This is a genomic window from Kitasatospora sp. NPDC092039 (assembly GCF_044756065.1).
Taxonomy (GTDB): Bacteria; Actinomycetota; Actinomycetes; order Streptomycetales; family Streptomycetaceae; genus Kitasatospora.
Genome location: NZ_JBIVSD010000003.1, coordinates 565,856 through 584,988, shown reverse-complemented (window position 1 = coordinate 584,988; position 19,133 = coordinate 565,856). Strand labels below are relative to the sequence as shown.

Genomic DNA, 19,133 nt, shown 5'->3' with positions numbered 1-19,133 from the left:
TGCTCCTCCGGTTTCGGTGGAGGAGCAAGCGTCCCGATCAACATGCTTAGCGTCAGCTCCGTGCCTTACGGTGTTTTTGGCGCTGGGGAGGCGGAGGGGGATGGCTGTGGTCTGCGTGTGCGGTTCGGAACTCCGCCTGGAGTACAACTACTGTCCGGGCTGCTCTCGGCCTCTCAACCCGGCCATCAGCGTGGAAGATCTGCCCGGAAGTGTTGTGGGGCAGTCGTTGTGCCATACGTTCCGGGCGCTGTCCGCGCGAACATTCGAACTGCTCGCTCAAGACCACTTCGATGGGGGCCGCCTGGTGCCCCATGAGGACGATCTCACCCGCCGCAACCTCATCGACCTCATCCGCCTCCACCAACATCAGATCCGGTCCCACCGCTTCGTGGCATCCGAGGAGGCAGAGAACGGATCGGACTGGGAGTGGTGGCTTCACTCAGGGGATTCCGGGATCGGGCTGCGCGTGCAAGCGAAGCGTGCCCGCCGCGGAGGGGCGTTCAAGTTTGACGCGCCCGCTGGCACCACGGGCCGCAGCCAGTGCGACGCGCTGATCCAGTCTGCCGACGACAAGGGCATGATCCCGCTCTACGTCCTCTACAACCACAGGAATTGGGTACCCCGGGTGGGGCTCGGCGGGACCGGCAGTTGCATGCACGGAGCTGGGCAGCAGGCTCATCTGGGCTGCACGATCGTGTCCGCGCGGATCGTTCAGGCCCGCCTCGACCACGGCAAGAAGGGCTACGCCCCGGTGCGGAACCAGAGCTTGCCGTGGCACAGACTGTTCTGCGAAGGCCCGGCGGACAGCCTGCACGGTCTGGATGCCGCTGCGTTCAGGTTCAAGCGGATGGACGAGGAAGGCGCGGACGCCGTGCGGCGGGCGGACGAAGCTGCTGCTGCACGGGAGAGGAGGGAAACAGCCGATGGGTACGGGGCAGAGACGGATTCGAGCAACCGACCCCACGTGGTCTACGAGCACCGTGTGCGGATGGACCCGCTAGACCTCGAACTGGGTGCTCTGTGGGAGGAGCCCACGGCCACCCTTGAAGTGCCGGCTGACGGCCAGTCGTCCGGGCACTGGCCTTTCGCCGGAGTGCGGTTGGACGAATTCCGTGGCACTGACGCACCGCGGCGGTACCGCCTGCCGGACTACGTGCGGGACCTGATTGCAGGGCGGGAGATTGACCAGCCGGACGAGCGAGTCAGCTGGGTGGTTGCCCTAGACGTCGGCGAGGGTCAGGCCGAGTCCTCCTGAGCCGCCTCGTCCCGGAGTTGCTGCGGGGCGGCTTTGCCGAACGGCTGGGTGAGGACGCGCCGGGCCGCTTCCTGCCGGGAGACGCGGAGCACCTGGGCGAGCCCGTCGAGGGTGGTGACGGGCTCGCCGCTCGGGTAGCGGATGTCCCAGCGCCGGCTGCGCAGCCAGTCCTCATTGAGCTGCTGGCGGTCGCTGGGCGGTGTTCCGGTGGTCATGCTTCATCCTCACACGGGGGTACGGGCCAGGTGGTCGCGGTTCTGCGGCCGGGGCGGGTAGTCAGCGTTCGAGGCGCCAAACAAGGCGGCAACGACAGTTGACGGCCTGTCCGGGCGGGGCGGTGGTGTCGCCGGGGTGGCGCAGCAGGTCGTCGCCGATGGTGAACGGCTGGCCGTAGGCCTGGGTTTGGCCGTCGGCCGCGTCGTGGTCGGGCCTGGTACGACCGTCGTCGTGGGCTATCCAGCGACGGACGAGGCCGGTGCGGGCGCTGGCGGCGGCGGCCTGGTCGCGGGCAATCTCGATGGTGGCGGTGGCGAGGTGGTTGGCCTTGACGCTCGCCCAGTTTGCGAGGGAGCGCCCCCAGTCGCGGGTGGCCTCGGCGATGCCCGTCAGGCTCTTGCCGTCCCGGTCTGCCTCGGTCACGTCGTCAGCGAGGGCCTGGGCCTGCTCGGCGAGCCACGTGGTGAGCAGCGGGGAGGTCGCGGGCCAGACACCGACGGTGGCGGTGCCGGTCGAGCCGAGGGCGGCATGCAGCTCGGCCGCGGCCGTGGTGGCGGCCTGTTCGATGAGGGGCCGGAGTGCCTGGGCGGCCTCCTGCTGCCAGGTGGCGACGTCGATCACCTGGTTGACGGGCAGGTCCTTGGCGGTGGCGGCGACGGTGTGGCCTCGGTCGTCCCAGTGCCGGGTGCCCTTGCGGTAGCGGGGCGAGTTGAGTCGGGCGACGGTGCGTTCGGTCCAGCGGGTGGTGAGCGTCTGGAGGGCGTCGTCCAGGCGGCCTCGGAGCGTGTCGGCCGCGGTTTCGTCCAGGACGAGGTCGGAGGAGGGCGTCAGGGCTTTTCCTGAGATCGGCGCCGGGGGTGGTGCCGGGGTGCCGAGGGCGGGGGCGTCGGCGGCGCGGGTGGGTAGGGCGGTGCGGCCGGAGGCCAGCCACAGGGCCCGGGTCTCGGGGGTGTCATCGATCTCGTCGGCGTATCCGGCGAGCTCGGCGTAGGAGCGGATCGAGCGGACGCCGGCGGCGACTTCCTCTCGGGCTTCGGTCAGGCGCTTGGTGCGGGGTTCGCGCAGCACGTCGATGTCGGAGGTGTCGAAGTAGATCTCGGCGTCTTCCCCGGCGTCGTCCTGGAAGGCATCGGCGATCAGCCGCAGGTGCGGCGGCATGGTGATCTCCCAGAACGTGGTCTTCTCGGCGCGGGCGTTGTCGAAGGTCCGGCCCGAGGCGTTGCCGAGCTGGGACTCCGGGACGCCGAACGCGGCGAGCAGCTCGACCTTGGAGAGGGCGGCGACAGTCTCGTAGGCCATATCCCGGGGTGTGACGGAGGTGTCGGTGACGGTGACGTTGCCGCCGTTCAGCACCGTCCAGGCGCCGGCTGCGGAGGGCCCCGTGCCGAACCTGGCGCGCAGCAGGCGCAGTTCGGTGTCGTCCATGTCGCCATCGATGCCGATCACTCCGCCGGGCCTGGCGTCGTTGTTGACGAACGACAGGTTGTAGTGGCGGGTGAAGAAGTCGAGGTCGGCGGACAGGCCTGCGGCCTCGAGTGGGGTGATGCCGGAGTAGGGGTCGAGCGGGTGGGGGTTGCGAATCCACCGCACCTGGTCGACGCCGAGGCGGCGCAGTTCGCCGGTGACCGTGGCGGTCTCGAAGTGCGAGATCAGGTCGGCGCCGGTGGACGGCACCGGCCGGGTCCGGCCCGGCGGCAGCAGGTCGATCCGCAGCAGGTCGCCTCCGCGGCTGAACGTGGGTTCCAGGAAGACGCCGCGCTTGGAGAGGAGCAGCTGCATGCTGACCCGCTTCTTGAAGGTCCACGCGCCCTCAGCCGGGTTGGCCCTGATGTTCATCGCCCGGTAGAGCGGGTGCGTGTCGTGAGGAGGCAACTGCTCATCGGAGGTGCCGCTGCGTGGGCGGACCCGCAGCAACCTGTCCGCGGCGTGGTTGGAGATCGTGTCGACGGCCTTGTAGATCCACACCGCTCGTTCCATGCCGTCGCGCACGGCTCGTTCAACGGACCACGGGCGGGCCCGGTCGACGCCGACGGGGGTCCAGCCCAGGGAGAAGTCCGGGAGGGTTTTCACGGCCGGGACGGGGCGGCGCAGGGTGGGGAACCAGCGGCGGGGCATGGGGCTCCTACTCCTCGTCGGTCTGGCCGAGGGCGACGGCGCTGCCGAGCGCCGACAGGCTGGTGCAGGCGAGGCCGAGGCGTGGGTCGGTGGCGTAGGCGGCCGCGTTGAGGCCGAGGGCGCCGAGGACGAGCAGGACGACGGCGACGACGTCGCGCACCCGGCGTGCGGTCAGGTGTGCGACGTCGTCGGTCAGGTGGGGCTGGTGCCTGCTGGGTATCGTCACGGCACGCAGGCTAGACACCGAAGTGCCTAGCGTCCTGGCGGCCTCTTCCCGACCCGCTTTCCCGGGTCTCCTGGGTCCGGCTTGCGGAAGTTCTCGGCCGCGTCGACCTGGTGGCGGTACTCGGGCGCGGCCCTGCGCTTGCGGGTCCCGATCGGTCCGCCGTGCAGCATCGGGTCGGAGCCGGCACACGGCGCCTGGTAGACCTCGTCGTAGGGCCGGCGGCAGCGGATGCACATCACATCTGCCGACCGGATCTTGGTGGTGGCCGGGACGCGGTAGACACCGCGGCGGCGCGCGTAGGCGGCACCTTGCATGTCCACGGGAACGTAAGCGGCGATCACCCACTCGTGGATGTCGGTGTTGGCGTCGTCGGTCGTAGTGTGGTCGGTGGTCAAGCTGCACTCCCCTCGCCAGCGGATGCCCAGTGGGTGGGCGCCAGTGGCAGCAGCGATTGTTCGTCCGGTTCTACGCGAGCCCCGCAGTGCAGGCGGCCCTCGTCGTCCTCGTCAGGCCCGCTCCCCTTGTGCGTTGGTCGGATGGGTGGCGGCACGCTAGGTGTTCCAATCCGGGCCGCACGTACGAGCCGAGGAGTTGACTGTGACGCATCGACATGAACCGGAGCTTCAGTCACATGACCCAAGTCAGCGGATTTCAGTCAAAAAGCTGGCCGATGCGGCCTCGCACAGGAGCTCGGATCCGACGACCGGCGGCTGGCGGCGGCCCCACGACGCGACCTGGCCCCGACCTCCTATTGCTCGTCGGCCAGCAGGCGCCAGCGCGGCCTGAGAGCACCCCGTTTTCCCGTGGATGCACCGCCCGCCGGGCGGCCACCGGGTATGGGCAGTATCGGTTGTCAGGTGACGAACTGCCGGACGGCATCTAGTCTCTTGCGTCGTGGCAGGTACGGGGAGAGCCGGTCACGGCTCGGCGGTGACGGGCGACGCGGCCCTCCGGGTTGCTGCTCTGGCACGGCCTGCCGTGACCTAGTCGGTCCCGCGTACGGGCCGCAGGGGATGTCGGGCCTGGGTGGCCTGGGAAGGTGAGTGGGGGCGCGGTGGAATCGATCAGCTACACGATGGTCGGCCGCGATCGCGAGCAGCAGGAGCTGTCCGAGTTCGTGACGGCCGAGGGGGGCCGCGCACTCGTCCTGAGCGGTGACACGGGAGTCGGCAAGAGCGTCCTGCTGGACTACGCCGCCGAGATCGCTGTGGCCCGGAATCACCGGGTGGTCCGGGCGTACGGGGCGGAGGCCGAGTGGGAGCTGCCGTTCGCCGGCCTTCATCAGTGCCTCCACCCTTTGCTCTCCGACATCGGCAGGCTGGACGAGGGCCGCTCGCGGGCGCTGGACGCCGTGTTCGGCCGGGGCGACGGAACACCTCCGTCGGTCATGACGCTCGGCATCGCCGTCCTTGACCTGCTCTCCCTCGCCGTGCCGGACCGTCCCCTGCTGCTGGTGCTGGACGACGGGCATTGGCTCGACGCGCCCAGCACCGAGGTGTTCGGCTTCGTGGGACGGCGGCTTGCCGGCAGCTCGGTGAAGCTCCTGGTGGGGGTGCGCTCCGATGTGCCCTGCGGCTTCGACACCGCCGCGCTGCCCCTGCTGGCGGTTACCACGCTGTCGGCGCAGGCCTCCGAGCGGCTCCTGGAGCTGCACCACCCGGGTCTGGATGCCGGGCTGCGCCGCCTCGTCCTGGATGAGGCCCAGGGCAACCCTCTGGCCCTGAGGGAGTTGCCGCCGCACATGCTGACCGCGCCCCCGATAGTTCGCGAAGATCCGGTCACGGGCGGCCCGGACGTGCCCGGCTACCTGGGTGTTCCTGTGCCGCGTCGCCTTCAGCAGGTGTACGACGTCCGGCTGAAGGCGCTCGATGACACGGTCCGCGTCGAGTTGCTGCGTGGGGCACTGGACGGCGTCGCAGCGGGCGCGACCGCCGGCCACCTCCTGCGTCCGCGCTACCGCATGACGAACGCCATGGCTGCCGTCGACAACGGACTGCTCGAGGTCGAGCCGTTCAGCGGCGAGTTCGTCTTCCGGCATCCACTGGTGCGCTCGACAGTCGTCCAGAGCGCCGCGCCCGAGGAGCGGCGCGCGGCGCACGCGCTTCTCGCGCGTGTGCACCACGAGGACCCGCAACGGCATGCTCTGCACCTGGCCGCCTCGGTGCCTGGCCCCGACGAGGAGGCCGCGGCCGCCATGGAGAACGCCGCGGAGTCCGTCATCCGACATGGCGGAGCGGTGGCCGCCGTCGCCTGGCTGACCCGGGCTGCAGAACTGAGCGAGACCCACACCGAACGCTCCCGCCGACTGGGCGCAGCAGCCTTCATCGCTAGTCACGCCGGTCTGCTGGAGCGTGCGCAGCAGCTGGCCCTAGCCGACACAGACTGTGTCGCGGGCGAGTCCGCCGCCGCAGTACTCGCATCGGCCTACACCGCGTTCTACGAGGACGGGAACGTACGCTTCGCGCGCAGCCAGGTGGTCGGCGCGATAGAAGCCATCCGCGACAGCAGTGAGGGCGCGCCGGCCGAAGTGGTCGCCCGGCTCGTCACTCTGCTGCTGGCCGTCGACCAGTACGGGGCAGACGAGTCCGCGTGGGCGGACACCCATGAGCTGCTCGCTTCCTTAGGCGACCTGGTCCCACCGCTGGCGCGCCTCTACGAGGACACGTGGGGCGATGTGGTTCGCCGGGGCTCCGGAGCGCGGGAGCGGGTCGAGAAAGCGTTCGGCGGGCTGCGCATGCTGGAGCCATGGGAACTCACTCGGCTGGCTGTCTCCGCGTACCACGTGGACACGCTCGGCCTGTTCCGGCCGCACCTGCGGCGCACCGTCGACCGCGAGGTGGCGACCGGGGCCGCCGTAGTCGGCCTGACGATGCTGCACCTGGTCATGCTCGACCAGCTGGCCGTCGGAGAGTGGGATGACGCGGGCCGGACCGGGGAGCGCTGTCTGGAGCTGGCGACGACGCACCACCACCCGCTGTTCGCCCACCAGGCCCGCGCGTACCTCGGGCTGCTGGCGGCGGTGCGCGGCAGCGGTGATCTCGCGCGAGACTTCCAGACCACCGTCGACGCCTGGGCGCGGCCCCGCGGAATCGGCTTCCTCACCCAGATCACCGATGCCGTCGGTACCGCCGCCGCCCTGGCCGAGGGCGACTACGAGACCGCCTACCAGTACGCCGTCGGCATCACCGAGCCCGGTACCTTCACCGCCTACGCCCATCAGGCTTCCCGTACCCTGCTTGACCTGGTCGAGGCGGCCCTGCATACCGGCCGCGTCTCCCAGGCACGTCAGCACGCCTTGGCTGCCGAAGAGGCCGGTCTGCCCGAGATCTCGCCCCGCCTCGCCCTGGTTACCTACGGCGCGCTGGCCATGACCGCCACCGACCCAGCGCACGCCACGAGGTGGTACCGCCGGGCTGAGGGCCTTCCGGAAGCGGACACCTTCCCCTTCGAGCTCGCCCGCATCCGTCTCGCCCACGGTGTGCACCTGCACCGCACCAAGGGCCCGAGGACGGCGCAACCGGTGCTGGCCGGCGCCGTCGAGGTGTTCGAACGCATCGGCGCCTCCACCTGGGCCGCACGCGCCCGCACCGAACTGCTCACCACCCACCCAGCCTCGCTCGACGCTGCGCCGCACTTCGAAGCCCTGACCCGCCAGGAGCGCCGGATCGCGGATCTCGCGGCGAGTGGACTGTCCAACAAGGAGATCGGTGCCCAAACCCACCTGTCGCCGCGCACCGTCAGCTCCCACCTCTACCGCGTCTTTCCCAAGCTCGGCATCACCTCCCGCGCCGCCTTGCGCGATGCCCTTGACCGCCTGCCCTCCGCCCCGGACGCGTGACCCTCTCCACGACAGCACCAGCCTCAGCCGGCCGCTACCCGGGCCTTCCCGGAACTCTTCATGAACGCCGTACACGGTCGATGTGCGGCGCCACGGGCAGCCCGGGCTTCTACCGTCAGATGACGGATGTGGAAGTCCGCTGGCAGGCGAAAGAGTTGAGCAGCCCGCCTAACCCATGGATCAGACGCGCCGACGCCCTGCGGCGGGCAGCGCCGGCGCCTTCACGCCGTCATCAGGAGACGCATCATTAACCCTCACGACGTGCCTTCCTGCGCTGCTCCAGTGGCCATGGACGCCGCCTTCAAGGCCGACGCCCCCGCCCGCTATGCCCGCCTCCGGGAACTCGGCCCCATCCACCGAGCCGAGTTACAGCCCGGTCTGGAGGGGTGGATTGTCGTCGGCTACGACCTCGCCCGCGAGGCGCTGACCCACCCCCTGCTGCTCAAGGACGCCACGCCCGCTGCCGAGGTGCTCGACGCCGTTGGCTTCGTGCTCCACAAGCCCTCCGTCGGCCTCGGCGCGCAGATGCTGGAGGCTGACCCGCCCGAGCACACCCGGCTACGCCGTCTCGCCGCGGCAGCCTTCACTCCCCGTCGAACGGCAGAACTGGCACCCCGAATCGAGCAGATCGCCCACGAGTTGATCGACGCTATGCCCGGCTCGGGCGTGGTAGACCTCGTCGAGGCCTTCAACGCCCCGCTGCCCGCGACCGTCATAGCCGAACTCCTTGGCGTCCCGACGGAACACCATCAGGACTTCCGCCGCTGGTCGGCACAGGCCCTGCGGCCGACCTCGCCCGAGCACCGCTCCTCACTGGCCGCCTTGCACAGCCTGCTCGCCAACCTGGTCACGGACAAGCGCCGCTGTCCCAAGGACGACCTGCTATCTGCCCTGGTCAGCGTCCGTGACCAGGAAGCCGGCCAGCTCTCCGAGGAGGAACTGGTCGGCACCGCCCTGATGCTGATCGTTGCGGGCCACGAGAGCACCGTCAACCTGCTCGGCAACGCCGAACTGGCGCTGCTCAGGCACCCCGACCAGCTGCAGCTGCTGCGTGACCGGCCGGAGCTGCTGCCCGGCGCGGTGGAGGAGTTCCTGCGGTACGACACGTCCGTGGAACGCTCCACGAACCGCTACGCGGCCCAGGACGTGAAGCTGGGCGACGTGGTGATCCCCCGCGGCGCCGTGCTCGCCGTCGCCCTCGGTTCGGCTAGCCACGACGCCCGCATGGCTGGATGCCCCGCCTCGGCGTCTCTCGACGTGGCCCGGCCGGACGCCCGCCACCTCGCCTTCGGCCACGGCATCCACCACTGTCTCGGCGCCCCGCTCGCCCGGCTGGAGACGACCATCGCCCTGCGTGTTCTCCTCTCCCGCCTACCGGAGTTCGAACCCGCAGTCCCGCTTGAATCCCTCTCCTGGATCGGCTCAGGCATCATCCGCGGGGTGCTGTCTCTCCCAGTCCGTTACCGCACTCGCTTGCGCGGGCGAATCGCGCCCGCGCAAGCGGCCGCCGTCAGTCGCGGGCCGTCTCCGGCCAGGTCCGCCACCGTCAAATGACTCAATTCCCGGCCGGGCCTAGGGAGCGTGTCCCTGGACCGTCAACCGGTCGAGGCGCTGGCTCTACGGCGGCCAGCACCGGCGTTGCCAGAAGACAAGGGTGCATACTCCTCGGGAGGGGCGGCTCGTTGCTGGTCGCGGTCAGGCGATCACGCGGACGCGTCGCCGACCGGTGTGCGGCTCGTAGGGGGCGAGCAGGACCGCCTCCGCACGGTCGGGCGAGCTGATGCCGCGCCTTCTCATCGACTTCTTGGACTCGATGATGGTGCGCCCGCCCGAGTTGGTCTCCAGCTTCGGGGTGGACAGCTGGGCCTGAGTCCGGCGGTCGACGCGTAGCCGCACCGCGCCCTGCCCGTGCGGGGAAAGGAGAGCTCTCATCGCGAGCCACATCTCATCCCTCTTGGTGGAGGGGCGCAACGTCGCGGCCTCGTCGTCCCGGCCGGTACCCTCGCTGGCGAGCACGGTGACGATCTCGGCGTGGTGGAGGCCTTCGCGTCGCCACGCCTCCAGCAGGCCGGCGACGCCCCAGCCGATGCCGACACCGTCGATCTTGACTCTCACGTCGGCGGTGCTTCCGAGCGCAGCGGCGAGCAGTTGGGCGGCCTTGATCTCCCGCAGCACCACTCCGGCGACGACCACGGCGTCCGCGTTGTCGTGGCCGGCAGTGGCGTGGCGCAGCTCGACCAGGTCGCCGACGGAGCGAGCGATCGCGAACTCGTCGCCCCCATCGGCGGCGACGTCCACGCCGAGCCGGACCCAGGCGCCGCGCCGGACCCGGTGGGCGCTGGTCTCGCCGTCCAGGCCAAGAGCGTTGAGCGCGACATAGTCGGGGCCGTCCGGTTCGGGGCTGTCGACGGCGCGCTCGACCCAGGAGGAGGGGATCGCCCGGGCCTGGCCTCCGCGAGGAAACCTGGCGTGTACCTTCGCCTGGACGAACGGGGCGTCCTCGCCGTGGTCGCGGATGGCCTCTTCCACCCACTGGGGGTCCACGAGGTGGGTGGCGAGCAGGTGGGCAGGGGCGTGAGCAGGGCAGGCGCGGCACCGCCGGGTGCGTTCGCCGGACAGCAACGGGGTGTCGTAGACGCTGATCGGGAGGACGAGAACTGCGGGGTCGGCGCAGGTCTGCTCGAACCAGCTGCCCTCGTCGTCGGTGGCGGGGTTGCCGATCAGCAGGGCGCGGGTGTGTTCGCCGGTGAGCAGGCCGCGCATCGCGGCGCCGATGATGCGGCCGATGCCGCCGGCCTCGTCCACGATGACCATCAGGCGGGGCGCGTGGATGCCCTGGACGGCGGTTTCGTCGTGCGGCGGGGCGCTAAAGCCGTAGGCGATGACGGTGTCCGAGCCGTGGCGGTCGGGCATCTTCCACTGGGCGACGCCGACGTCGCCGGGTAGGCCGGCGCGGGCGACAATCTGGCGGATGTGGGGCCACATCTGGCGCTGGACTTGGCGGGCGCGGGTGGCGGTGGTGACCGTGAGGGCGGTGCCGGGCGGGTGGACGACGGCGGACCAGACGGCGGCGCGGGCGGCGATGTGGGTCTTGCCGGATCCGAAGCACGAGGGCACCGCGACGCGGCGGTTGTCGACGAGGGCTTCGAGGATGTCCCGTTGGCGGCTCCACTGGGATTCGCCGAGGACGTCCTCCACGAATCCGACCGGGTCGTCGGCCCACAGGGCGTAGGGGGTGCCTGCCTCGGTGTCGGCTGCGGCGAGGACCTGCTCCCAGTCGGCGGCGTCGAGGGTCTGGTAGAAGCGCCGGCGGACGGCGGGGGGCGCGTCGGCGAGTTCAGCGTAGAGGCGGCGACCGAGCCTGCCGGAGCGGGGCGCGGGCATCGCGGACAGTGGCTTGGTCACGCTCTCCCCCTGGTTCACGCCGGTCGGCAGGCCACGGTGCCGGACCTGCGGCCGAGTGTCGCGCCGAGAATTCCGCCACGAATATCCCTAGGTAGTTTTTATGGACTTGAGTCAACTTCTCTGCGAGGCTGGTTCCGCCAGCCGGGGACCGCGAACCCCCGGCCCGAACCTCAAGGAGACCAACCATGGCCCTGACCAGCCGAGTCACCGCCCGACACGCGGCAGTCGCCTTCGCCCTTACCACCGCCTTCACCACGGGCATGGTCATCAGCACCCGCCCCACCGCCGTCCCGGCCAACCCGGTGGCCGTGACGGTCAGCCCCGACCAGGCCCAACCCCTGACCTTCACCGCCTCGACAGCCCCCACTGCGGCCCCAGACGCCCCCCTTTCCCCGGCCGCCATCTGCCCCGTGCCCGCCGCCACCCCGAGCCCGGCTGCCATCACCCTGCCCGAGCCGCCCGCCACGGTCACCGTCACCGTCCCGGCGGCCACAATCACTGAGCCCGCCCCGACCGTCACCGTAACGATCACCAGCATGCAGATCGTGACCGCCCCGACGGCCCCCTCCCCGGCCTCGACCGCAACCAGCACCCTGCTCCCGACCTCGACCCCCTCCCCGGCCCAGAGCAGCCCGCGCAGCCCTCAGCCGAGTCACTGACCTGATCCCGGGGCTCCTCCACTCGAGGGGCCCCGGACCGGCATGGACAACACCCAGCCGGTCGCCGTCTTCACCGCTACCACTCCCAGCTGGCGCCGCGCCCGCTGCACCGTACGCGGAGCGAGCCCGACGGCGGTCGCCGCCGCCAGCACTTCCCGGGCCGGCGCCGGTCCAGCCGCCAAGATGCTGCTCAGGAACCTGTGGGCACTGGTACTAGCTGGGCGCCGCCGCCGCAGGTCCGCGCCGCTCATCGCCTCGTCGCGGCCCCGCGCGAAGCGGCTCCACACCACGGGCCTGAACCCCCCGGCCTGGTGGAACGCCAAGCCGCCCATGACCGCCCACGACCTCGTGTACACCGGCACCAGGGCCATCGCCCCGCCCTCCCCGTGGACAGCCATGTGCACCGCCACCGTCAGCCGGGACTGCGAAGCTTCCGCCGCTCTGCGCGACGACGACCAGCCGGCCCGCTTGGAGGCCTCCCGCACCGCCAGGACGGCCGTGCCGACGCGCTGCACTACGTCGGCCAACACTCGCAGCGCCGTCTCGACGGGGACTCGGTACGGGCAGATCGTCATCAAGTCCAGCACCACGAGGTCAGGGCGGCGCTCGCGCAGCAGCTGCTCCAGGCGGTCGGCGTCGGCGGGCAGGCGCAGCCCCCGCTGGCCGCCCCGACCGCCGAGCACCGCCGCAACGTCCACGTCCTCGCTGCCCGGGCCGCATGCCGCCAGCAGTTGCGCGGCGTGCTCGACCGTTTGCGGAGATGCGAGCACCAGCACGCGACGTGCCGATCCGGGCTGCTGCCCGTCCGGCAGAGCCGCGCCGGCCGCCGAGCGGGCCGCGATGTCCAGGGCCACCGCCAACGCGTTTACGCCGTCCTCGCCGTCGATCAGGCTCACCCCCACTGCTGGCACGTACCCGGGCCAGATCCAGCCGGGGCCGTCCTCGAAGGCCGGCGGCGCGACGACTACACACTCCGGGCTCAGCCGAAGCGCCGCCGCGATGTCTTGCGTCTCGCATCCGTCCGCCAGGCAGTCCAGCTCCACCCGACCGTCCCCGGCGGCGAGCACCAGCAGCGTCCCCTGCCGGTCGTCGTGCGCCGGGCAGCGCGCCAACCAGCCGCCCTCAGTCGGCCAGACGTTCCCCCACCGGCGCAGCGCCGCCAGCACTGCTTCGTACTCCTGCACGCGCCCTTCCTTCGTTGATCCGACCTCAACCAACCGGCTAGTTGGCAGTCCGAGTTGTCCTCACATCCTCAAGACACGCGGCGCCGCAAAGAGTTGCTCTCCGAGGGCCGCGCGAGGCATGTGGCCGCGTGCGGCAGGTGCAGCCGTTCGTACGACAGCAGCGGCAACTCCGCGTTCGGTCGACGCGAGCGGATCGTGCCGGTGCCGTCGCGGAACACCGCGGTGTTGCCGAGTGCGCACGGGTTCGCGTCCACAGCCAGCCGTGCGCCGGCGGCGGTGATGGTCCAGTGGACTGCCGTTCCGCACAGCCGGCACCGGGCGAGGCCTCGCGTCGGCAGCATGCTCACGCCTCTCCGGCGGCTGCGGTGACGCCGACAAGGAGCGCCGCCACGGGCCGCCAGCCGAAGAGGGCGACGGCGTGGGCCTGGCCGTGCTCGGCGATCGCCTCCAGCACCTCCAGCGGGTCGGGGGCCTGCGTGCGACCCCCAGGAAGCGCGGCCATCAGCGGCCGCTGCCCGGGCATCGGCGCCACGCCACCGGGGCGGGCCCCGTCGTCGGGCCGCGCGGGCAGCAGCGTCAACGGCCTGTCGACGGCACCGGGTTCCTGGTCGCGGGCGATCTCGGTCTCGATCGAGGCAAGCCGGGCCGCCACGCTCACTTGCGCCGCGTAGGCCGGTCCTCGCCGTGGCGCAGCACGGTGTCCGCGCCTGGCGGGGCGGCCGGACCCGGTGTGTCCGGGTTGTTCCCACTGCTCGCGCACCCACTTGCGCCACAGCGCCTGCCAGTCCGTAGCGAGGGTGGCACGGCCGCGGTGCCAGTCGGTGAACACCGTCGTCACGGCGGCGAGCCCGGCCGGGCCGCCAAGGCGGTCCAGATGGCCCTCGACCGCCGCCCACGCCAGCGCCGACGGCTCCGGTGCGAAGCCGTCGGGCAGGGGGTGCCGGCGCGCCGGCCCCCATCCACCTGCGCCTTCCCCACCCACACCAGCCCCCTCCCTGCGGGAGGGGCTGGGAGGGGCCGGGCGCGCGCGAGGACGAGGACGGTCCCCCGGGGACACAGGCGGCTGGCCTGCGAAGTCCTCGCCAGCTGGGGCAGATTTTGTTCCCTGCTCATCGGCGGAACCGTCGCCGACCGGCGGCGGGTTGCGCTGCTGGCGCTTCTTCTCGGCCGCGCGCCGACGCCGTTCCTGGACCTGGCGCCGGCTCGGGTTGGCGTCCAGGTAGCCGTGCATCACATAGTCGCCGCGCCGGGGCTGGGGGCAGCGCGCGCACGCGTGCCCGGCCTCGTGCCACAGTCCGGAAGCGACGAGCTTGTTGATCTGCGTGACGGTGCCGTTCTTTGCGGCGACCGCCGCCGGGATCACCCCGTCGGTCAGGTGGGCGCTCGCGTAGGCACCGCAGCGCACCCACAGGCCGACGGCCGCGTTGCCTGCCGCGAGGATCTTGGGGTGGTCGTCCGTGTTGTCGCCGACGGCGAACCAGGGCATGCCGGTGGTCTCCTACCAAGGTGGGGTGCCGGGTCCGCAGGCCGGCATGACGATCGGAGAGAGGTGGCGGCGCTCAGGCCGCCGTGTCGGTGGCCTGAGCTTCGAGGCCCAGGAGGACGCGCAGCTTCGCCGTCGGCACGAGCACGCGACGGCCTACGGTGATCGTCGGGATGTCGCCGCGCCGGGCGGCGTTGTAGCTGGCGGCACGCTCGAGGCCGAAGAGCCGGCCAGCCTCGGGGACGGTCATCGTCGGCTGGACCTGCGGGTCGGGGAGGGCGGGAACGGGGCTTGTCGTCATGCCCGCACCCTGGCCCGGGGCCGGGTCTACCGTCCCGCCGTCCACAGTCGGCTCAGCCTGTCCCCGTGCGTGTGGCACCGGCCGCGCCAGTACACCAAGGGCCACGTTCGTGCAGGTCAGAATGAATGCGCGCCGCGAATGGCAGCCTTGCCGTGAACTGCGGCTCCTCGCGGACAGGCCCGTCTGGGAGCGCGCGGACGCTGGGAAGCGGTCCCGGTGCGATGGCGCGCCGCCCACCGATGTGTCTTTCTCCGTCCAGAGCCGTCCACGTCGGCGAACGCGCGAACGGCCCCGTCCAGCTCGGCGCGACCCAGTCGTGCTCAGCACCGTACGGTCACGGCCAACTCCGCCACGACCGAACCGACCTGTGCCCCGGCAGGCGCGGGCCGGTGACTGTGGGGACGACCTGACCGCCGCCCCAACCACCGGGCGCTGAGCGCTGATTGAGAGAGATGAGCGAGCGCGAGTCGAAGAATGACAGTCCCGGGTCGGTGTATCGCCGCTGCACCTGCCGCGAGCCCGTCCTGGACGAGAACAGGCAGCCCGTGCTGGACGCCAAGGGCAAGCCGAAGATGCGAGAACTCGGCGCCAAGTGCCCGAAGCTGAAAGGCAAAAAGGCTCATGGCACGTGGTGGTACTACCTCAGGTTGAAGCCCGGTCCCGACGGCAAACCCGGGCGGGACCGCAGGGGCGGCTACCCGGACAAGGACGCCGCCGTCGCCGCCCTGAAGAAGGCGATCGGCAAGGTGGACCGCGGCGAGGTGATCGACCACCGCACGACCGTCGCCCAGTACTTGCTCAAGTGGCTGGAGCAGCGCAAAACCCTGGAACCGACAACCGTCAGCTCGTACGAGAGCCACATCCGGATCTACCTGATCCCCGCACTCGGCCACATCAAGCTGGAGGACCTGACCGCCGAGCCGATCGCCGACATGTTCGACGCGATCGAGGCCCGCAACATCGTCATCGCGTACGAGCTGGCGCTGATCGCCAAGGCCCGAGCCGAGTACGCCGAGTGGAAGGCCCTCTACGGGCGCAAGCCGGGCCGGCCGAAGAGGAACGCACCACCGCCGCCGGTGCCCGCGCCCGAGATACCCAAGCGCGAGCCCCACGCTCAGATGCGCATCGTCGCCCCGGCGACCATGCAGCGCATCCGCGCCACCCTGCGCTCCGCCCTCACGGCGGCGGTCAAGAAGGGCCAGGTCAGCCGGAACTGGGCGAGCCTGGTCGACCTGCCCTCCGGCAAGCGGCCGAAGGCACTGCTGTGGACGCCGGAGCGCGTCGACGAGTGGCGGCGCACCGGCGAGAAGCCGTCGAAGGTGATGGTGTGGACCCCGGAGCAGGCCGGCCAGTTCCTCGACGGCGTCGCGGACGACTGGCTGCGCGCGTTCTGGCACCTGGCGATCTTCCGGGGGCTGCGCCGCGGCGAAGGCGCCGGCTTCGAATGGCCAAAGGCCAACCTCCAGGCCGCGGTCATCACCGTCGACTGGCAGGTGGTCACCGTGAAGGGCAAGCCCCTCGGGAAGAAGCCGAAGGCCGACAGCGAACGCACGCTCGCCCTCGACAGCCACACGCTCCAGGAACTTCGGGACCACCGCGACCGGATGGCCGAGGCGCGCCACGACGCGGCCGAAGCCGGACGGCCGTGGCCCATCACCGACAAGGTGTTCGTCCGCGAGGACGGCACCGAGATCAACCCGGACTACCTCACCGACAGGTTCGAGCTGCTGTGCAACAAGCTGGGCCTGCCGCCCGTACGCCTGCACGACCTGCGGCACCTCGCGGCCACCCTGCTGCTCGGCGCGGGCGCCGACCTCAAAGTCGTGCAGGAGGTACTCGGCCACGCCACGTACGTACTGACCGCCGACACCTACACCTCCGTACTGCCATCCCTCGACCGCGAGAACGCCGAGAAGGCCGCCGCGCTCGTCCCGGTGAAGTCCCGCAGCAACACCAGCGCCCCCCTGGTGTACCTGCTGGTGCTCGGCGGCATCGAGGTCGCCATGACCAACGCCGAGGACGCCCACGCCCTCGTGGACCTGTGGAACGAACTCCTGGCCCACGGCTACCCCGGGCTGAGGGAACGCCCCGCGACCATACCGACGAAGCGCACCCGCTGGACCGGCCGCGGGGTGCTGTGGGAGCGGCAGCCCCGACACCAGCAGCTGCACTCCGCCGTGACCGGCATCGACCGGCGCTCCGGCACGGTGATCTACGAACTGCCGCTTGCCGAACAGCCCTGCTTCGAGTTCGAGCGCGACCTGTACACCGACCAGGCCGCCGTCAGCTCGGTGCAGCTGCGTCACGGCCTGCGCGGCACCATCGAAGTCGTGGCCCGCGGCACCGACGCGGCGGCGGTGAAGGGCGCGTTCGACCAAGCCCTGGAGCAGGCCGCGCAGCTCCTCACCACCAGTTCCCCCGGTGCCAACGACGGTCAGCCCCCGGGTGAGACCGTCTCGACGTGACGACCCTTGGCCCGGCCCCGTTACCTGGTGCGCACCCACCATGCCAGCCACACGACGACGGTGCTGCCCAGTGCATGGCCGGAACCGCCCAGCACGCCCCAGCAAAACCGCCGCAGGCTGCGCCTGACTACCGTTCTGCGGCGGCTTTCGCCGGCCACCGGGGTTTGGGTGGATGCCTTCAACTTGCCCACCATCGGGCCTCCTTGCTTTGTCTTGTTCGAGGTCGCGGGCCGCCCTGTGCGGGCCGCTGAACCCAGCAGACCAGGTGCCCCACCCGCGGTTTCCGGGAGACCTCGGGGGGTTCTACGTCCGCCTCGGTACCTCTAGGTCTGCCGGTTAAGCGCGCACCACGTCAGCGCGGCACGCCAACTCCCCGGCCAGTAGCGTGAGCTCATGGTGAGAACTCCACCCAGCGCGGCCGACCAGCTGCTGCTCCAGCTCGTCGCCGACTGCGGTACGAAGGTGTCCGGCCGCCAGCTGGAGCGCTGGCGCGCTCGTCCATGGCCCCTGCTGCCAGCCAACCCCCGCTCCCGCCCGGGCCGCCCCGTCGGCGGAAGCACCTCCACAACCAACCCCGCGGTCGTCGATCTCGTGGTGTGGCTCGGCCAGCACAGCCGGCCCGGCGCCGATCCCTTCTACCTGGCGCTGGGCGCGTTCGGCGCCGAGCTACCCGTCCCGGAGGAGACCGTCCGTGAAGCCTTCACCCGGCAGGTCGTCCGGCTCGCGGAACGCATGACCGACCAGCTCGGCCCAGTGCCCGCAACTGGTGACGTCCAGGAGTGGGTGAGCGACCGGGCCGACGAGATCGCGCAGCAGGGCGCACGTCGGCTGACCGGGGTGAACCGCCGGATCAGGGCGATCGACAAGCAGCTGCGGCAGCTGCCCGCGGTCGCCGAGCTGTGGAAGTTCGCCGCCGGGTTCGACCCGGACCGCGCCGACATCGAGCCCTTGGACAACACGGGTGTGCTGTTCCACGGTCTGGCGGCTGCCGTCGGCGGGGCCGACGGGATCGCCCCGGAGGTGGTCGCGCGGATCGCCCGTGCTCAGGCAGGCCGAGAGGTTCCGCAGTACACCGCCCACCTGCTGGAGACCGACCCGCTCGATCCTCTTATCGCCATCCGGCACACGCCGCCCCACCAACTGCCGGGGCTGCCGTCCGAGAGCGTCGTGAATCACTTCCTCTCGGTGGCCCGGGAAGCCCCGCTGGAGCGGCTACGGGCCGGCTGGGCCACCGCCGGGGAAATGGCTGGCTGGGCCGAGGCACTGTGCCAGGCCGTCGAGACCGAGCTGTCGTCCGAGCCCCCGGGAGGCGACGCGTGCCTCGAGTGGGTCTTCGGCCAGCTCTTCGGCATCGGCAGGATGTACCTGATCAAGGGACTGGCCGAGCCCTCCCCCACCCCCGGCCAACAGGCACTGACCGCACTGGAGCTGGTTTTCTCCTTCGACGCGATCAACAAGGTGCTCGCCACGACGGACGCGGACGGACACGAGACGCTGCACCGTCTCGCGCCGCCGTTCCTTCTCCGGCTGGCCGCCGTCGAAACTCGGTCGGCCGGACCGAGCGAGGTCTCGCCCTGAACCACCAGCTCCGCTGCAGTAAAGGCTTCCTAGGCGCGGTTCACGCGCACCATGGTCGCCCTGTCAAAAGTTGACACTTTCAATCACAAAGAGCCATCATCGAACATCAGATAATTAGTAGGTCATGTAATCCACCGCAATTCTTCACCCGATTGGGTGAACAGTACTTCAGCCTTTGCGCAGCGCCGTTTCCCGCTTCGTAGCGTTGCAGTTAGTCCGAACGAGCCACGATCAACCGGTACCAGCAGCGGCGAACGCCACTCCCCGCTCGACTGCACCGGCACGCCGCGTTGCGTTCCCGAAGGGCAGCGCGCAAGGAAGACCCTTCGACGGCCGGACCACCTGCTGGGCGGCAGGGGATCGGCTATTGCATGAAGCCCGCTGCAACCAACAGCGGGCTCCACAACA

Annotated in this window: 16 protein-coding genes; 6 read left to right on the top strand and 10 right to left on the bottom strand. The window is 70.9% G+C overall.

All coding sequences use genetic code 11. The features are described 5' to 3' along the window. Positions 1–100: 100 nt before the first annotated feature. The gene (locus tag ACIQI7_RS08965; protein WP_401106590.1) at positions 101–1,255 is read left to right on the top strand and encodes a DUF6615 family protein; all 1,155 of its coding nucleotides are present in this window, start codon (positions 101–103) and stop codon (positions 1,253–1,255) included. Here ACIQI7_RS08965 and ACIQI7_RS08960 read toward each other — a convergent pair. From ACIQI7_RS08960 to ACIQI7_RS08945, 4 genes are all read right to left on the bottom strand, one after another. After that, on the bottom strand, positions 1,237–1,470 hold the full coding sequence (locus ACIQI7_RS08960) for a hypothetical protein (RefSeq protein WP_401106587.1): 234 nt from the start codon (positions 1,468–1,470) through the stop codon (positions 1,237–1,239). The genes ACIQI7_RS08965 and ACIQI7_RS08960 overlap by 19 nt on opposite strands. A gap of 61 nt (positions 1,471–1,531) precedes the next feature. Continuing rightward, positions 1,532–3,586: a phage portal protein gene (locus ACIQI7_RS08955; RefSeq protein WP_401106584.1), complete on the bottom strand. Its 2,055-nt coding sequence runs from the start codon at positions 3,584–3,586 to the stop codon at positions 1,532–1,534. A gap of 7 nt (positions 3,587–3,593) precedes the next feature. Further along, complete coding sequence (locus ACIQI7_RS08950; protein WP_401106582.1) at positions 3,594–3,812, bottom strand: hypothetical protein; 219 nt, start codon at positions 3,810–3,812, stop codon at positions 3,594–3,596. A 26-nt stretch (positions 3,813–3,838) separates the two neighbouring features. Beyond that, a complete protein-coding gene (locus ACIQI7_RS08945) occupies positions 3,839–4,207 on the bottom strand; it encodes a hypothetical protein (protein WP_401106580.1) in 369 nt (122 codons plus the stop codon). A 659-nt stretch (positions 4,208–4,866) separates the two neighbouring features. On the opposite strand from ACIQI7_RS08945, the gene ACIQI7_RS08940 reads away from it, so the two are divergent. Together ACIQI7_RS08940 and ACIQI7_RS08935 are read left to right on the top strand one after the other, a co-directional pair. Further along, the gene (locus ACIQI7_RS08940) at positions 4,867–7,650 is read left to right on the top strand and encodes an AAA family ATPase (protein WP_401106578.1); all 2,784 of its coding nucleotides are present in this window, start codon (positions 4,867–4,869) and stop codon (positions 7,648–7,650) included. A gap of 288 nt (positions 7,651–7,938) precedes the next feature. Next, positions 7,939–9,204 carry a cytochrome P450 gene (locus ACIQI7_RS08935; protein WP_401106575.1) on the top strand — a complete coding sequence of 422 codons (1,266 nt, stop codon included), beginning with the start codon at positions 7,939–7,941 and terminating at the stop codon, positions 9,202–9,204. Positions 9,205–9,345: 141 nt separating this feature from the next. On the opposite strand, the gene ACIQI7_RS08930 is transcribed toward ACIQI7_RS08935, so the two are convergent. Beyond that, a complete protein-coding gene (locus ACIQI7_RS08930; protein WP_401106573.1) occupies positions 9,346–11,055 on the bottom strand; it encodes a DEAD/DEAH box helicase family protein in 1,710 nt (569 codons plus the stop codon). A gap of 185 nt (positions 11,056–11,240) precedes the next feature. Between ACIQI7_RS08930 and ACIQI7_RS08925 the strand changes: the two genes are divergently transcribed. Further along, a complete protein-coding gene (locus tag ACIQI7_RS08925) occupies positions 11,241–11,714 on the top strand; it encodes a hypothetical protein (RefSeq protein WP_401106570.1) in 474 nt (157 codons plus the stop codon). Here ACIQI7_RS08925 and ACIQI7_RS08920 read toward each other — a convergent pair. The 4 genes from ACIQI7_RS08920 to ACIQI7_RS08905 all read right to left on the bottom strand — a co-directional run bounded on the left by ACIQI7_RS08920 (position 11,708) and on the right by ACIQI7_RS08905 (position 14,682). Continuing rightward, entirely contained in the window at positions 11,708–12,898 is a 1,191-nt protein-coding gene (locus ACIQI7_RS08920; protein WP_401106567.1) for a hypothetical protein, read from the bottom strand. The genes ACIQI7_RS08925 and ACIQI7_RS08920 overlap by 7 nt on opposite strands. A 68-nt stretch (positions 12,899–12,966) precedes the next feature. Then, positions 12,967–13,239 carry a hypothetical protein gene (locus ACIQI7_RS08915; RefSeq protein WP_401106909.1) on the bottom strand — a complete coding sequence of 91 codons (273 nt, stop codon included), beginning with the start codon at positions 13,237–13,239 and terminating at the stop codon, positions 12,967–12,969. Between the two features lie 2 nt (positions 13,240–13,241). Beyond that, positions 13,242–14,384, bottom strand: a complete 1,143-nt coding sequence (locus ACIQI7_RS08910) for a hypothetical protein (RefSeq protein WP_401106564.1) — start codon at positions 14,382–14,384, stop codon at positions 13,242–13,244. A gap of 73 nt (positions 14,385–14,457) precedes the next feature. Then, entirely contained in the window at positions 14,458–14,682 is a 225-nt protein-coding gene (locus tag ACIQI7_RS08905) for a hypothetical protein (RefSeq protein WP_401106562.1), read from the bottom strand. Between the two features lie 452 nt (positions 14,683–15,134). Between ACIQI7_RS08905 and xerC the strand changes: the two genes are divergently transcribed. After that, complete coding sequence (gene xerC / locus ACIQI7_RS08900) at positions 15,135–17,147, top strand: tyrosine recombinase XerC (protein WP_401106559.1); 2,013 nt, start codon at positions 15,135–15,137, stop codon at positions 17,145–17,147. A 20-nt stretch (positions 17,148–17,167) separates the two neighbouring features. Here xerC and ACIQI7_RS08895 read toward each other — a convergent pair whose 3' ends face one another. Beyond that, a complete protein-coding gene (locus ACIQI7_RS08895; RefSeq protein ID WP_401106556.1) occupies positions 17,168–17,341 on the bottom strand; it encodes a hypothetical protein in 174 nt (57 codons plus the stop codon). Positions 17,342–17,540: 199 nt separating this feature from the next. Between ACIQI7_RS08895 and ACIQI7_RS08890 the strand changes: the two genes are divergently transcribed. Beyond that, complete coding sequence (locus ACIQI7_RS08890) at positions 17,541–18,725, top strand: hypothetical protein (protein ID WP_401106553.1); 1,185 nt, start codon at positions 17,541–17,543, stop codon at positions 18,723–18,725. Positions 18,726–19,133 lie beyond the last annotated feature (408 nt).